This window comes from Lentzea sp. NPDC058450 (assembly GCF_042721395.1).
In the GTDB taxonomy this organism is placed as follows: Bacteria; Actinomycetota; Actinomycetes; order Mycobacteriales; family Pseudonocardiaceae; genus Lentzea.
The window spans coordinates 301,977-316,838 of the sequence record NZ_JBHXLO010000008.1; the positions used below are offsets into that span (position 1 = coordinate 301,977).

The 14,862-nt window shown below is 71.5% G+C and carries 13 protein-coding genes; 5 read left to right on the forward strand and 8 right to left on the reverse strand.

The annotated features are described in order from the left end of the window. Window positions 1-12: 12 nt before the first annotated feature. The 6 genes from ACFWNN_RS16205 to ACFWNN_RS16230 all read right to left on the reverse strand — a co-directional run bounded on the left by ACFWNN_RS16205 (window position 13) and on the right by ACFWNN_RS16230 (window position 8,392). Entirely contained in the window at window positions 13-450 is a 438-nt protein-coding gene (locus ACFWNN_RS16205; protein WP_382440687.1) for a hypothetical protein, read from the reverse strand. 41 nt (window positions 451-491) lie between these two features. Then, a complete protein-coding gene (locus ACFWNN_RS16210) occupies window positions 492-950 on the reverse strand; it encodes a hypothetical protein (RefSeq protein WP_382440688.1) in 459 nt (152 codons plus the stop codon). Further along, window positions 919-5,346, reverse strand: a complete 4,428-nt coding sequence (locus tag ACFWNN_RS16215) for a hypothetical protein (RefSeq protein WP_382440689.1) — start codon at window positions 5,344-5,346, stop codon at window positions 919-921. Before ACFWNN_RS16215 ends, ACFWNN_RS16210 begins: the two co-directional genes overlap by 32 nt. Window positions 5,347-5,529: 183 nt before the next feature. Further along, complete coding sequence (locus ACFWNN_RS16220) at window positions 5,530-6,945, reverse strand: sensor histidine kinase (RefSeq protein WP_382440690.1); 1,416 nt, start codon at window positions 6,943-6,945, stop codon at window positions 5,530-5,532. Further along, window positions 6,942-7,613 carry a response regulator gene (locus ACFWNN_RS16225; protein ID WP_382440691.1) on the reverse strand — a complete coding sequence of 224 codons (672 nt, stop codon included), beginning with the start codon at window positions 7,611-7,613 and terminating at the stop codon, window positions 6,942-6,944. The genes ACFWNN_RS16220 and ACFWNN_RS16225 overlap by 4 nt, the downstream gene beginning before the upstream one ends. Window positions 7,614-7,777: 164 nt before the next feature. Further along, complete coding sequence (locus ACFWNN_RS16230; RefSeq protein WP_382440692.1) at window positions 7,778-8,392, reverse strand: TetR/AcrR family transcriptional regulator; 615 nt, start codon at window positions 8,390-8,392, stop codon at window positions 7,778-7,780. 27 nt (window positions 8,393-8,419) lie between these two features. Between ACFWNN_RS16230 and ACFWNN_RS16235 the strand changes: the two genes are divergently transcribed. After that, window positions 8,420-9,055 (forward strand): hypothetical protein, encoded by a 636-nt coding sequence (locus ACFWNN_RS16235; RefSeq protein WP_382440693.1) that lies wholly within the window; start codon window positions 8,420-8,422, stop codon window positions 9,053-9,055. On the opposite strand, the gene ACFWNN_RS16240 is transcribed toward ACFWNN_RS16235, so the two are convergent. Beyond that, a complete protein-coding gene (locus ACFWNN_RS16240; RefSeq protein WP_382440694.1) occupies window positions 9,033-9,605 on the reverse strand; it encodes a hypothetical protein in 573 nt (190 codons plus the stop codon). The genes ACFWNN_RS16235 and ACFWNN_RS16240 overlap by 23 nt on opposite strands. 61 nt (window positions 9,606-9,666) lie before the next feature. On the opposite strand from ACFWNN_RS16240, the gene ACFWNN_RS16245 reads away from it, so the two are divergent. Further along, window positions 9,667-10,884, forward strand: coding sequence for a multidrug effflux MFS transporter (locus ACFWNN_RS16245; RefSeq protein ID WP_382440695.1), 1,218 nt, complete (start codon window positions 9,667-9,669; stop codon window positions 10,882-10,884). Here ACFWNN_RS16245 and ACFWNN_RS16250 read toward each other — a convergent pair. After that, window positions 10,841-11,488 (reverse strand): hypothetical protein, encoded by a 648-nt coding sequence (locus ACFWNN_RS16250; RefSeq protein ID WP_382440696.1) that lies wholly within the window; start codon window positions 11,486-11,488, stop codon window positions 10,841-10,843. The genes ACFWNN_RS16245 and ACFWNN_RS16250 overlap by 44 nt on opposite strands. Window positions 11,489-11,569: 81 nt before the next feature. On the opposite strand from ACFWNN_RS16250, the gene ACFWNN_RS16255 reads away from it, so the two are divergent. The 3 genes from ACFWNN_RS16255 to ACFWNN_RS16265 all read left to right on the forward strand — a co-directional run bounded on the left by ACFWNN_RS16255 (window position 11,570) and on the right by ACFWNN_RS16265 (window position 14,556). Then, on the forward strand, window positions 11,570-11,977 hold the full coding sequence (locus tag ACFWNN_RS16255; protein ID WP_382440697.1) for a hypothetical protein: 408 nt from the start codon (window positions 11,570-11,572) through the stop codon (window positions 11,975-11,977). After that, window positions 11,974-13,512, forward strand: a complete 1,539-nt coding sequence (locus ACFWNN_RS16260; RefSeq protein WP_382440698.1) for a WXG100 family type VII secretion target — start codon at window positions 11,974-11,976, stop codon at window positions 13,510-13,512. Before ACFWNN_RS16255 ends, ACFWNN_RS16260 begins: the two co-directional genes overlap by 4 nt. Before the next feature lie 93 nt (window positions 13,513-13,605). Further along, complete coding sequence (locus tag ACFWNN_RS16265) at window positions 13,606-14,556, forward strand: DMT family transporter (protein ID WP_382440699.1); 951 nt, start codon at window positions 13,606-13,608, stop codon at window positions 14,554-14,556. Window positions 14,557-14,862: the final 306 nt, after the last annotated feature.

Genomic DNA, 14,862 nt, shown 5'->3' on the forward strand with positions numbered 1-14,862 from the left:
TGAGTGTGTGAGCTAGGCGGGGGTGAGGCCGCGGCGGAACCACTCGGGCATCTGCTCGTCGGCGCGCGGGAACCACTTCTGCTCGGTCGCGTAGTTCTCCGGGGACGGGGCCGCGTCGAACTTCGGGGCCTCGTCGCGGTTGTAGCGGATCGCGAACTTGCCGGGCGGGTCCAGGATGTACTCGAACTCGATCCACGAGCCGAGGCCTTCGGAGTACATGCCCTTGCGCAGCTGCTGGAACTTGCGCCACACCTCCGGCGGGAACGACCAGCCGCGGACCGTGCCGTCCGTCATCTTCACGCCCGTGTCGGCCTCGCTGTGCGGGCCGATCATCTTGGCGCGCAGCACCAGGCGCGACCACCCCTGCGGCAGGGTCGGCAGGATCTCCTGCGTGATCTCCGCGAGCTTCTCCTGCTGCTCGACGGGGCTGAGCGCCGGCCAGTTCGCCATGGTTGTCGCTTCCTCCTAGATCGCGGTCGGGCCCGGTCAGCCTACTGATCGGCCAGGCTCGCCTCGTGTGCGCGCTGAAGTTCGAGCGCGCGCTCGACGAGTTCGCGCAGCCAGTCCGGCACGTGCTCGTCCGTGCGCGGGAAGGCCTCCAGGTCGCGCACGAACATCATCGGGTGCAGGTCCGGCGACCAGCGCGGGTTCTCGTCGTAGTTGAACGTCACCTCGGGCTCGGCCTCGCGGTGCAGCGTGAACCGGGCGGAGAGCCACGTGCCGCGGCCCTCCTCGTACATCTCCTCGCGCAGCTCCTGCAGCTGGTCGGTGATCTCCGCCAGCCGCACCTCGCCCGCGAACCTGCCCTCACCGTCCTTCGCGGACGACGCGAGCTCGTACGCCATGACGTTCGCCCAGACGTCCAGGGTGACGCGGTGCCAGCCGACCGGGGCGCCCGCCTCCAGCAGCCGGCAGAGCTCAGCGACCCTTGTATCGGTTCTGGGGTCCATAGTTCACCTCCGGCCGGTTCGGGAAGACGCGTTCCTTGGTGACCACGTTCTCCACCACCGGCTTGTTGTCCGGGCCGAGCTGAACGCTACCGTCCGCGTTCCGCGCGTACGTGACCTCCTGCCAGCGCATGGTCACCTCGGACGGCACGCCGTCCGCCTCACGGGTCGCGCGCACCTGGTAGTTCTGGACGTCCTGGTGCGGCTGGCTGGAGAAGTCGACGAGCTCCTTCTCCTTGGCACGCCACGACGGGTCGTGGAACCAGCCGTCGCGCGCGTTGCCGGAGTTGGACGCCGCCATCTGCCCGTGCATGTTGAGGTACTCGCCGAACCCGCCGAGCTCGTTGGCCAGCAGGTGACCGCCGGCCCACTTGACGCGCGAGTCCTCGATCTCCTGCGGCGTGAGCTCGCGGTCCGGCGGGTTGCTCGGGTACGCGGCCTCGCCTTCCTGGTAGGCGCGCTGCTGGGCACCCTTGCCCGCGTCGTCGTCGCGGTAGTTCTTGTTCTGGCCGCCCGCCTCGACGTCACCCGTCATCGAGTGGGTCTGGCCGTGCTGGTCCGTCTCGAAGCTCAACAGCTTCTCGTTGTTGTGGTAGTTCGGCACCTGGTACTTGGCGTCCGGCAGCAACGGGTGGCTGAGGTCGGGGTTGAAGCCGGACCACTTGCCCTTGCCGTCGATGTTCATGTCCTGACGGCCCGGCGTCGCCTCGACCCACTTGACGTTGCCATCGCCGTCGGTGATGAACGTCGTGCGCGTGCCGTTCTCGTTGCGGACCGGGTACTCGGTCCACGGCTCCAGCGGCTGGTGGTCGCGCAGCGGCACCGGCACCGGATCGGGGTTCTCGACCGGCCGGAGCCGGTCCGGCTCGGTGTTGCCGTCCGGCACCGTCTCGCGGTCGCGGTGCGGCGCCTCGATCTCCTCGTGCCGGTTGAGCGGACGCGGAGGGGCGTCGGGGTTGTTCGGGTCGATCGGCTGGTGCGTGGGCCGGTCGAAGTCGACGAACCGCTCGTTGAACGCCGGGTCGTCCGGCGAGATGACCCGGTCCTGCGGCGGCGGCGTGTACTCGGGGTCGTCGGTCGGGTCGTGCTGCTGGTTCTCGGGGTCGTTGTTGTCGGTGTCGGGCGCGTCGTCGTCGCCGCGGTCGCGCGCGTCGGCACCGTCGGTGTCGCGGTCGCTGCCGGGCGCGTACCCGTCCTCGCTGGCCCTGGTCGTGCTGCCGTCCGGGTGGTGCGTCTCCCACTCGCCGTTCGGCGGGATCTTCGGGCTGCGCGTGCCGTCCGGCCCGATCTCGGGGTCACTGGTGAACACCCGGCCGCTGCTGTCGGTCCACGCGGGCTTCGTCGGCGCCACGACGGGAGCGTCGAGGTGCCGGGACAACTGCTGCGCGAAGTCGTTGCTGGCCGCGTCGCACCCGATGAGCCGCACGGGCCTGCTGCCGTCGTAACCGCTGCGCCGCAACATGTCCGCGTACTCGGCGGGTGTGTAGTCGTGACCGCCGATGCGCGCGTGGCCGTCCGGCGTGACGTGCACGTCGGCGGTGAAGAAGCGCGGGTCCTCCGGCACGCGGTGCGGCAGGTCACCCATGTCGGTGTCGCCGCCGTGGTGGGACACACCCGCAGGCGTCTGCTCGGCGTGCCGCTCGTGGGCCTGCTCGGGCGAGGGCCGCTCTTCGGGGTGCGTGTTGGCGGGTGCGTCGTTGGGGCTGTCGGAGTCGTGGTGGCCGGGCCCGTCGCCGTCGCGGTGGGGTCCGTCGGGGCCGTGGCCGGGACCTTGGCCGTGGGGCGGGCCGTCGGGCCGGTGGCCGGGGGCCTCGGTGCGCGGACCGGGCACGTCCGGGCGCGAGCCGGGGTGCGGCTGACCGGGCACGTCGGGGCGCTGGCTGTGGGGACCAGGTGCGTCGGTGCGGGGGCCGGGGTGCGTCATGGGACCGTCGGCGCCGCGAGGACGTGCCCCGTCAGGACGGTGCTGCGGCGCATCGGGCCTGCTCGGGCCGCCGGGGTGTCCTCCGGGCGCGTCGGTGCGGGGGCGCGAGGCGTCCGGTCGCGAACCGGGGCCATCGGGACGGGATCCGGGACCGTCGGGACGGGATCCGGGACCGTCGGGACGGGAGCCGGGCCCGCTCGGCGTGTGCGAGCCGGGACCGCTGGGCGAGCCGGGGCCGCCGTGCGGTGCGCCGGGTCCGTTCGGCGTGAAGCCGGGCTGCTGCGGGACGTGGGGAGCGTTGGGGGAGTTCGGCGCGTTCGGCCCGGCGTGCGGTGCGGCGGGGGCGTCCGCGTGGGTCGGGGAGGTGGTGCCCTGCGGCCGCGTGGGCGCGTCGGGCCGCCCCGCCGGGGAGGTGGTGCCGGGCGCGTCGGGGGAGTGGGGTGCGCCGGGACCGCCGTGCGGAGCGTTCGGTGCGGACGGCGCGCTGGGACCACCGTGTGGTGCGCCAGGGCCGCCGTGGGGTGCGGACGGGGCGTTGGGAGCGGAGGGCGAGCTCGGCGAGTGTGGTGCACCCGGACCGCCGTGAGGCGCGTTGGGCGCGGAGGGGCCGCCGTGGGGAGCGTTGGGTGCGCTCGGGCCGCCGTGGGGAGTGTTCGGCGCGTGAGGTGCGCTAAGGGCAGATGGCGAGTTGGGCGCACCAGGTCCGCCGTGCGGAGCGTTCGGTGCGGACGGCGCACTGGGACCGCCGTGAGGCGCGTTAGGCCCGGACGGCGCGTGAGGCGCGCTGGGACCGCCGTGAGGCGCGTTGGGCGCGCTGGGGCCGCCGTGGGGTGCGTTCGGGGCGGACGGTGCGTTGGGCGTGCCGTGGGTGGGGCTGTTCGGCGGGGTGAAGCCTGGCTGGGACGGGCGGGCTGCGGACGGGGTCGTGTCCGGCGTGCGCTGGGAGGGCATGCCCGAGCCCATGTCGCCGCGCGAACCCGGCGTGCCCGTCCAGCCGCTTCCTGCGCCTGGGCGGGCTCCGCCTGCCGACGGGCTGCTGCCGGCCGGGGCGCCTCCGGGGGCTCCTCCTGCCGGGGCGCCGCCCATCGGGGCCTGTTGCGGGGTGGTCTGGGCGCCGGACGGGGTGGTGTCCCGGGGCGTTGCCGGTGCGTGGGTCGGGGCCTCCGGGGCCGCCACGCCGGCTTGGGTGGTTTGGCCGGTGTTGCGCGGAGGGGCGGCCGGGGCGTCCGGAGTGGACGACGGGCCGTGTGCGCCAGGGGCGGTCGGGGCCGCGCCCGACGGTGCGTTGGGTGCGGAGGCGGTCGACGGGCTCGGTGCGTCCGGAGAGGACGGCGTCCGGGTGGGACCGTCCGGGGAGGACGACGGCGAGCTCGGCGACGACGAAGACGGCGACGAGGAGGGTGACGACGGCGAAGAAGGTGCCGAGGGGGAACTCGGTGAGGAAGGTGCGGCAGGTGCGTCCGGCGACCCGGCCCCCGGAGACGACGGCGACGAGGGTGACCCCGGCGAAGCAGGCGACCCCGGCGAGGAGGGCGACGACGGGGACGCGTCCGGCGAGGTGGACGTCGGCGAGCCGCTGGTGTGCGTGCCGCCCGCGTTGGGCAGGTCCGGGGCGTTGGTGGAGTGGAACAGGCCGCCCGGCTTGATGGACTTGGTGGAGATGACGTCCAGACCGGTCACCTTGCCGACCAGCTTGCCGACGACCTTCATGATCTTCGTGAAGACCTCGACGATCTTCCCCAGCATCGGGGAGACCTTCTTGATGGTCTTGATGAGCTTCTCGATCAGCTCACCGATGCGGGTCGCCCACTTGGAGATCGCGGTCACGGCCTGCGCCACGATCACCGGCGTGCCGAAGCCGAGCGTGAACACGGCCTCCAGCACCCATGTGATCAGCTTGCCGACCAGGTCCGCGATCAGGTCGCGCACCATCTCGCGCACGAACGCGACGACCATGCCCATGATGCCGACGACCGTCCCGACCGAACCGGCGGTCGAGGCGGCACCGGCGAGCGCGTCGGTCTGGGCGGCCGCGGCGGCGCGGTAGGAGTCGGCGGCGGGACCGGTCCACTGGGACGTGCCCTGCTGCACGGCCGACTGGTAGTCCTGCGCGATCTTGCCCATCTCGCCCGAGACCTTGTTCCAGGTCGCCGAGTACGACTCGATCACCGGCGGGTTGCCGGCCAGCCAGTCCAGCGCTTCCTTCAACGGCTGCATGTGTTCCATCAGGAACGACGCGGCGGAGGACAGCAGCGTGCCGAACGGGTCGATCGCCATCGACGCGGCGTCCGCCACCAGGCCGACCATGCCGAGGCCCGCCTCGACCCAGCTGCCGTCCTTGATGCCGTTGTAGGTGTCCATCGCGGACTCGGCGATCGAGATGCCGGTCATCCAGCCGTTGTCGCCGGTGCCCGCGTTCATGAACCCCGTCGGCGCGGCGTCGGGCTGGACCACCAGTGGATTCGGGTTCGTCATCGCACGCCTCCGACGGTCTCGACGATGTCCGACTCGCGTTCAGGCACGGTGGCGACCTTCCCCCGGAACGTACTGGCTCCACAGGATGACGCAGCGTTCAGCGGACCGGTTCCACTCGACCCGCAAATAGTCCGTGCGGAGGTACGCCGACCGCCACCTGGCGGACCGCCGGAGCGCGGCCCGTCAGGACCGGATCGTCCTCGGGACGGGCCGGTGCTCGCCGAAGATGCGGTCCAGGTCCAGCTCGATCGCGGGGACCGGGCGTGGTTCGGGGACGTGCCAGTGGGTCGAAACGATCGAACCGTTGAGGAACTGCCAGACCTCGTCGCCGACCCGCTGCGGCGCCGTCGCCGAGGCCTTCATCGGCTGCGGGATGCCGGTGGGAATCGTTGCCACGAAACGGATGCCGTGAAAGCCCTCGGCGTCGGTGGCCAGGAGCGTGCCCTGGTGCCGGGTGGCGATGCGCCGGGCGATCGCGAGCCCGAGCCCCGCACCGCCCGCGGCACGCGTCCGTGCCTCGTCGAGCCTCGTGAACCTGTCGAACACCCGCTCCCGGTCCGCCTCCGGGATGCCCGGACCGTCGTCGATGACCTCCAGCGTCGCCGAGGTGCCGCCCTTGAGCCGCACGACCACCTCGGTGCCGGCGTGCCGTTCGGCGTTGTCCAGCAGGTTGCCCAGCAACCGCGACAGCTGCGCCTTGCGGCCGGGCACGATCACCTGCTCGTCGGCGTCCAGCGTCACCATCGCCCGGCGGGACACCTCTCGCCTGGCGATGGCGGTGAGGTCGACGGTGTCCACATTGTCGAGCGCGTCGGCGTCCAGCCTGGCCAGCAGCAACAGGTCGGTCGTCAGCTCCTGCAACCGTTCGGCGTCCTCCAGCGCCGACTTGACGACCGTCGGCCAGTCCGCCAGCTCCGGGTGCGACAACGCGATCTCCAGCTCGGCCCGCAACGCCGCCAGCGGACTGCGCAGCTCGTGCGAGGCGTCCCCGACGAACCGGCGGGTGTCCTCGACCGTCCGGTGCATCCGGTCGAGCGTTCCGTTGATCGCCGCCCCCAGCCGGGCGATCTCGTTGTCCGACGACGGCACCGGCACGCGCCGGGTGAGGTTGTGCTCGTTGACCTCGGCCACCTCGGCCCGCATGGCCGCCACCGGCCGCAACACCCGGCTCACCGCCGCCAGCACCGTCATCGACACCAGCCCGGTGACCGTCGCCAGCACCCCGAGCACGATCAGCGACACGGAGTTCAACTGCCGTTGCGCGTCAGAAGCGATCGACCTCGCCAACACCTCGTCGAACGCGGGCCCGTCACCGATCACCTCGTACGGCGCGTCGATGCCGATCGGCCACACCGACAGGTCGGGCCGGATCTCAGTGCTCGCGTACTGGACCATCGCCGACGGCATGGGCACCGTCGTCTGCCGGTACAACTGAACGCACTTCTGCCCGGCACACGCGTAGTGCACGCGCGACCGGTCCGCCGTCTGCGCCACGATCTGCGCGCGTTGCGACTCGACCATCAGCACCCCGGCCACGCCGAGCAGCAACGCCGTGACCACCGCGGCCATCACCGTCACCCTGACCTGCAAGGACTTCATCGCTCCACCAGCCGGTACCCGACACCCCGCACTGTCGTGATCGTGCGCCGGTCGAACGGCGCGTCGATCTTGCGGCGCAACGCGCTGATGTAGACCTCGACGAGGTTCGGATCGGGATCCTGCGCCGAGTCCCACACCCCGTCGATGATCTCCGACTTGGTGACGACCTCGCCCGCGTGCCGCAGCAGGAAGTTCAGCACCGAGAACTCCTTGGCCTTGAGCTCGATCCGCGCCGTCCCCCGGTGGCACTCCCGGCTCACCGGGTCGAGCACCAGGTCACCGGCCCTGAGCAGCACCGGCTGGGCGGTCCTGCTCCGGCGTGCCAGCGCTCGGAGCCGCGCGACCAGCACCACGTAGGAGAACGGCTTGGTCAGGTAGTCGTCGGCGCCCGTGTCCAGCCCCTCGGCCTCGTCGAACTCCCCGTCCTTGGCCGTGAGCATGAGGATCGGCGTCCACACCCCGGCGTCGCGCAACTCCGAGCACACCCGGTAGCCGTTCAGGCCGGGCAGCATGATGTCGAGGACGATGACGTCGTACGGGTGCTCGCGGGCCCGCCACAACCCGTCGGTCCCGTTCCGCTCCACGTCGACCGCGAACCCCTCGGCCGTCAGACCGCGGGTCAGCAGGCCGGCGAGACGAGGGTCGTCCTCCACCACGAGCACGCGCATGAGAGCAGCGTGCCGCATCGATCATGGTCGCGTCCTGAAATCCGGTTCAGGTTCGTTCAGCGTGGCTTCAGGTTGGGGCTGGCAGGCTCTGCGTCGTGGATGAGGGGATCCACGGCAGGGGGAGAAGGTGGCGGCGCCGCTCGGGGGAACGGAGCTGCCACCTTCTAAACGCGCAGGAGCTCGCGGGCCAGCGCCTCGCCCCACCACCGCTCGACCCGGTCCGGCTGCCAGCCGCGCTCGACCGTGAGCGTCGTGTAGACGTCGATGTTGCACAGCGCCGCGTAGACGTCGACCGCTTCCGCAGGGGTCAGGCCTGGGCGGAACGTGGTCGCGGGCCACGACGAGAACACCCTCTCGCGCGTCTCGTCCCCACGCCGCCGGCCGTCGAGGTAAGCGGCCGCGAGCTCGGGTTCGGTCCGGGCGGCCTCTCTCACCAGCGCGATCACGTCACCGGCCCGTTCGAAGAGTCGCCGGTCGTAGGCCGCCATGGCCGCGAGCTGCTGTCCCGGTGCCGCGTCCTCCAGTTCGGCGACCATCGTCAGGGCGTCGGCGTCCAGGTCCGCTGCCTCGGCGACCGCACGCACCAGCCCGGCCTTGTCCCCGTACGCGGCGTAGACCGTGGGCACCGAGACCTGCGCCTCGTCCGCCACCGCGCGCACGGTCGTCGCGGTCCAGCCGCGCGTCACGAACAACGTGCGGGCCGCTCGGGCGATGTCGGCCCGCGTTTCCCGTGCCTGCGCCTCACGCCGCAACGACGCGTACCGACGGCTCTCACTCACCCGCTTGCCTCTCGCTATATTGACTATATGAACGTTAAAGCCAATATAGCCTTCCCGCGCCTCGCGGGCGTGGCGGGCATCGCGTTCGCCGGCGCGATCGTGCTGGCCAACGTCGTGCTGGTGCCCGCGGGCCTGCCGGCGACCGGCGCCGCCCCGGCCGACGTGATCGCGTTCTTCAGCGGGGACGGGACCGCGCTGGCCGTCGCCTCGGCGCTGATGCCGACGGCGTGGGTGGCGGCCGTGGTGTTCGGCGCGGGCGTGGTGGTGCGGGAGCGGAACGGGTGGGCGGTGGCCGGGTTCGCGGGGCTGGTGCTGCAGAACGCCGCCTTCACCGGCGTGGCGGCCCTCCGGCTGGCCCTGCCCGAGGCCGGACCCGCCGTCGCGCCCGCGTTCTGGGCCCTGCACGACGCCCTGTTCACGCTCAACGGCGTGTTCCTGGCGCTCGCGCTGGCCGGGCTGACCGCCTGCACGACGGTGCTCCCCGGATGGCAGACGTGGCTGGGTTACGCGGCCGCCGCGCTGCTCTTCGTCTCCGCCACGCTCACGCCGTGGGTCGTGGCCGGCGGACCGCTGACGCTCCTCGGGCTCACGGGCTGGCTGCTGTGGGTCGTCTGGTTGGTCGCGTACGGGATCGCCCTGCTCAGGCGCGCGTCCACAGCGTGACGTCGCTGCTCGTCGCCACCACCAGCGTCCTCCCGGACGGCGAGAACCCGGCTGCCCGCAACTCCGAGTGGCGCGAATGGCAGACGTGCCACCAGCTCTCGCCGTGCTCCCCGCGAAACGGACTCCCGGTGGACAACAACACCCGGTCGTGAGGCCAGTCCGGACTGACGACGTCCACCGACCACCCCTCGGCCCCGGTGTGCAGACCGCCGCCCGCCAGCCCGGCCACCGGCACGCGTTCCCCGGCGAGCACCCCGATCCCAGGACACGTCAGGTCGTCGTCCGGCCACCCCAGGTCGTCCTCCCGGTCCCGGGCGAGCCGCTCCCCGCTGACGCCGTCCAGCAACCCGAGCCCCTGCGAGGACGCCACCAGCACCACGTCGTGCCCGCTACCGGGATCGACGCCGAACCCGACCCCGAGCAGCCCGCCGACGGCGACCACGTGACTGTCCGCCGGCCGCCACGGCGCCGGTGCCGCCACCACGGGTGCCGCCAGGAACCGCGCCCGCAGGCCGAGCTGGTAGTCGGTGAGCGCGAGATCCTCCGCCATGTGGCGAGTATGACCTGGGGGAGTGGCACGAAGTGGACCTGCACTGTGTGAGAGTTCAACCATGGACGTCGCGCCCACCAGCCGCTCAGCCCGGTTCCGGCTCGTCCTCGTGCTCGGCTCGCTGGTCGCGCTCGGACCGCTCACGATCGACATGTACCTGCCGGCGCTGCCCTCGATCGTCACCGACCTGCACACCACCGAGCCGTTGGTGCAGCTCACGCTGACCGGCAGCCTGCTCGGTCTCGGCCTCGGGCAGCTCGTGATCGGCCCGTACTCGGACGCCGTCGGCAGGCGGCTGCCGCTGGTGCTCGGCACGCTCGTGCACGTCGTCGCCTCGGTGCTGTGCGCGTTCGCGTCCGACGTGACGATGCTCGCGGTGCTGCGGGTGGTGCAGGGGCTGGGCGCGGCGGCCACGGCGGTGGTTGCGATGGCCATGGTGCGCGACCTGTTCGAGGGGAGCGCGGCCGCCACGACGATCTCGCACCTGACGGCGGTCATGGGGGTGGCGCCGATTCTCGCGCCCTCGCTGGGCAGTGCGGTGCTGACCGCCGGGTCGTGGCGCTGGGTGTTCGGCGTGCTGGCCGTGCTCGGGGTGGCGCTGGTGGCCGTCGCGATGTTCGCGGTCCGGGAGACCCTGCCGCCGGAGCGCCGGAACTCCTTCCGGGCCCGTCCGGTCCTGCGCGCGTTCGGGAGCGTGTTGCGGGACGGGCAGTTCGTCGCGCTGACGCTGGTGGCGGGTCTCGCGTTCGGGACGGTGTTCGCGTACATCTCCGCGGCGCCGTTCATCATGCGCGAGCAGTACGGGCTGAACGACCGTCAGTTCGGACTGGTCTTCGGGCTAGGCGCGTTCGCCCTGATCACCGCCACCCAGTTCAACCCGTTGCTGCTGCGCCGGTTCAGCCCGGCGCGCGTCATGCTGGTCGCGACGATCGGTGCCATCGCCGGAGGGCTCGGCCTGGTCGTGGTTCCCCGGTTCGCGCCGGAGGCGCTGGCGGGCTTTCTGGTGCCGCTCGTGGTCGTGCTGGCCGGGGTGGCGCTCGTGATGCCGAACGCCGCCGCGCTCGCGTTGACCCGGCACGGACGCACGGCCGGTACCGCGGCGGCGGTGCTCGGTGCCGCCCGGTTCCTGCTCGGGTCCGCGGTCGCGCCGCTGGTCGGCGTGGTCGGCAACGGGGCCGGTGCCACCGCGGTCGTCATGACCGGCAGCCTGGTGGCCACGTTGGTGTTCGTCGTGGTCAGCGTGCTTCGGGAACGGCGTGAGGTGGCGGTTCCGTCGTGACGGCGGGAGGTTCGGAGGGCCGTGCCGGCTCGATCACCAACGGCGCCGGCGCGCTGGAAGCGGCTTCGAGCTGGTTGAAATGCGTCACCGTGCGGTCCAACTGCTGGGCCAGGCGCGGAATCGTGCTGGGCGGGAAGTAGACGTCCGCGCCCGCGTCCAGCAGGCGCCGGACCGGTCCTTCGTGCACGACCCCGAGCTCGCGGTCCTCGACCTCCGCGACGACCACCCGCGCCTTCGGGAACGACTCCCGCAGCGCTCCGATCAGCTGCGGGCTCAGGGGCGGGACCAGCAGCACCTCGGCGGTCCGGGGAGCGGAGTGCATGTCGAGCACGATGTAGTCGGGACCCAGCTGGCTCGACAACGTGGTCCGCGCGGACTTCGACAGCTTCATCGCCGTGGCCACGACCGTGACGTCGTCGCACGTGTCGCCTGCGCTCGCCGTTCCCGCGTGGGACGGCTTGGCGGCCCCGGAGATCTTGGCGATCGGCACCCCGTCGCGGACGACGAAGAGGTCCTCGCCGGGGCGGAGCGCCTCGATCGTCGCGAGGACGTCTTCCGGCAACCGGTCGCCGTCGATCCACTGCGGAGTTCGTTCGCCCCTCATGCCATCCGAGTTTTCCAGGAACAGTTGCACAGGTTCGTGGTGCGCGTCTCAGGCGCTTTGTCGCTTTCCGCTGAACCGCCCGTGCCCGCTGTCCGTGTGGACGGCATGTACATCGTCGGTGACAAAGACGTTGTCCCGCTCGGCGAGACCGTCACCTCGGGTCAGGTGCAGATCGACCCGGATGCGGGCGAGGAGCTCCGCAAGCAGTTGCAGGCCCAGATCGACCAGGTCGACTCGTGGATCGGGCGGGCGAACTCGAGCATCGCGCGTCCGACGGCGCTGGGCGCGAACCCGGTGGGCGACAAGATGCGCGACAAGTTCACGCATCGTGCCGAGGGTGAGCAGTACTCGTTCGTCAGTGTGATGACCGCGTACCGCACGGTTCTCGAGCAGACGAAGAACTCGATCGTGGAGGCGATCGGGAACTTCGAGGCGCTCGACCAGGACCAGCAGGCCGAACTGAAGAAGCACATGGGTGAGAGCCGATGACTTCCGCGACCGACCCGAGCGAGATCGAGAACGTCCCGGTCCTCACGGACCCGCAGAACTGGGCGTCGCGCTCGCACCAAGAGCTGTATGCCGCGGTGCACAACAACAACGACCCCGGTCAAGCCGGCCAGATCAGCTCCGACTGGAGCAAGTACGGCACCGAGCTCACCGAGGCCTCCCGAGTCATCAACTCGGTGATCACCGCCTCGGAGTCCAAGTGGACCGGAGGCTCCGCCGAGGCCGCCCGCGCGGCGATGAAGAAGCTCGGGGACTGGGTCGACGAGACGGCCCGCACCGCGGTCGAGGTCGGCAACAAGGTCGCCGACCAGGGCCGCGTGATGGAGACCGCCCGCGCCCAGATGCCCCAGCCGGTCCAGTTCGACTGGAACAAGGCCGCCGCCGCGCTCTCCCAACCCGGCACCCCGGCGTTCGTGCTCGCCTCCGTGGACATCGCCATAGCGAACCTCGTATCGCGTGCGGCGCATGAAGAAGCGGTCACGGTGATGACCGACATGGAGAACAACTCCCGCGAGATCGACGCGTCCACGCCCTCCTTCAAACCGCCGTTCAACCCCAACACCGGCCAGGTCGAGGAACCGGTGATCGCGATCCCGCGCTCCGGCGGCGCAGCCCTCGACAGCGGCGTCGAAGGCTTCACCCGACCACAGTCCTCTGTGGACGCACCCGCGGCGACCGGCGTGCAGACCGGTGCCGGCGGCAGCGGTGCAACCGGTGGCAGCAGCTACACCCCGCAGACGGGCGGCTACACCGGCAACACGAACACAAACGCGGCCGCGGCGTACACACCGACCGCACCCACCTACAACCCAGCCGGCACGGGCAGCACCTACGCCGCAAGCAGCGGCAGCAGCACCTACACGCCCCAACCGGGTGCGTACGTCCCGCAAATGGGCCCAGGAAAGACGGGGAACAACCCGCAGAACCCGGGCTACATCTCGCAGGGCGTGAAGGGCGGTCCTGCCCCGTACTCACCCACGGCCCCTGGCTACACCCCGCAGGGCGTCAAGGGCGGTCCCGCTCCGTACTCGCCGACGGCTCCCGGCTACACCGGTCCCGGCGGCGCAGGTGGGGCAGGCGGCGGTGGTGGCGCCGGCATGAAGGGCGGCCCGATGCCGTTCAGCCCGCAGATGGGTGCGGGCGGTGGCGCGTTCGGTGCTGGCGCGGGCGGTGCCGGTGGTAGCGGCGCGTTCGGTGCAGGCGGTGGTGGCGCGGGCGGTGGCGGTGGTGCCGGCGGCGGTTCCCTGCAGTCCGGCGGCGCGGCAGGCGTCCAAGCCCAAGGCCGCGGCGGCATGCCGATGGGCATGGCCCCCGGTGCCGCCTCGGCGGCCGCCGGCATGGGCGCGGGCGCCCCGATGGGTGGCGCACCCGCCGGCGGAGGCCGCGGCGAGGAGGACAAGGAACACCGCTCCGCCAGCTACCTCATCGCGGGCGACCTGTTCGACCTGCCCGGCGAGAACCTGCCCCCGTCCGTGATCGGCGCCGCCAAGGCCAAGAACCGAACGCCCACGACCTAGGCGCCCCGACCGTCCCAAGTGGACCAGCGGCTATCGATCGCAACGGCCGAAAACCGCCAGCGCGCAGAAACAAGAGACCAGAGACTCGGGAGCATGCGTGGAAAGTTGACGGTGCAGTTCGCGCTGCTGGCGTTGGCCTGGGGCGCGAGCTTCCTCTTCATCAAGATCGGACTCGAAGGACTGTCGCCGGCGCAGGTGGTCCTCGGCCGTTTGGTGACAGGCGCGGCGGCGTTGGCGGTGATCGCCGCGGTAACGAGGCAGCGGCTGCCGCGCGAGCCGGTGGTGTGGGCGCACCTGACGGCGGTCGCGGTGCTGCTCTGCGTAGTCCCGTTCCTGTTGTTCGCGTGGGCCGAGCAACACGTGGACTCAGGCCTGGCCAGCATCTACAACGCCACGACACCACTGATGACGATGCTGGTCGCGCTGGTGGCGTTGCCAGGCGAACGACTCACGAGGTCAGGCCTGGCGGGGCTAGCGGTGGGCTTCGCGGGCGTGCTGGTCGTACTCGCGCCGTGGCAGGGATCAGCAGAAGGAACGCTAGCGGCGCAGGCGGCGTGCCTGGCGGCGACCTCCTGCTACGGCCTGGCGTTCGTGTACCTGCGCAGGTTCGTGTCGCCGCTGGGCCTGCCGACCGTCGCAGTGACAACGGTCCAAGTAGGCGTCGGCGCGGTGCTGATGCTGGCCGCAGCACCATTCGTCGCCATCTCGCCGGTGCAACTGAGCTGGCGGGTCGTGCTGAGCGTGACGGTGCTCGGCGTTGTGGGCACGGGCCTCGCCTACGTGTGGAACACCAACGTCGTAGCGGGCTGGGGAGCCACCACCGCCGCGACCGTCACCTACCTGACGCCGGTCGTCGGAGTGGCGCTGGGCATCGTGGTGCTAGGCGAACGGCTGTCGTGGCACGAGCCGGTCGGCGCCCTGGTCGTGCTGCTGGGCATGGCCCTGGTGCAGCGCAGGACGGGAGCGGCAACCCAACGGCGTCGGGCCAAGAACAGAACGCCGCAGGATTCACAACGGCGCCGGGAAACCGTTGTCGGTGACTGACGACCGGCGGTAGGACCACGGCCACCTCTGTGAGGGCTCTTCCGTTCTTCAACGGCTTCTCGGCCAATCCCGGTGAGAGCGTTGCCGCTGGAGGCCTCCGGCAGCGATGCCCGGCGAGGCATCTCCGTCGAGACGAGCTGGTCAGCCCTGATCTGACCTGACAAGGCCCCGACCACGACGGCCGCGTCGTGACGTACTGGCGGACGCCCGCGTCGAACAACAGGTCCTAGGAGTCGATGGCGTTGTAGAAGTTCGCGGAGGAGATTCCTGTCGTGCCCTGCAGCTGCGCGAGGGCCTTCCCCGGCC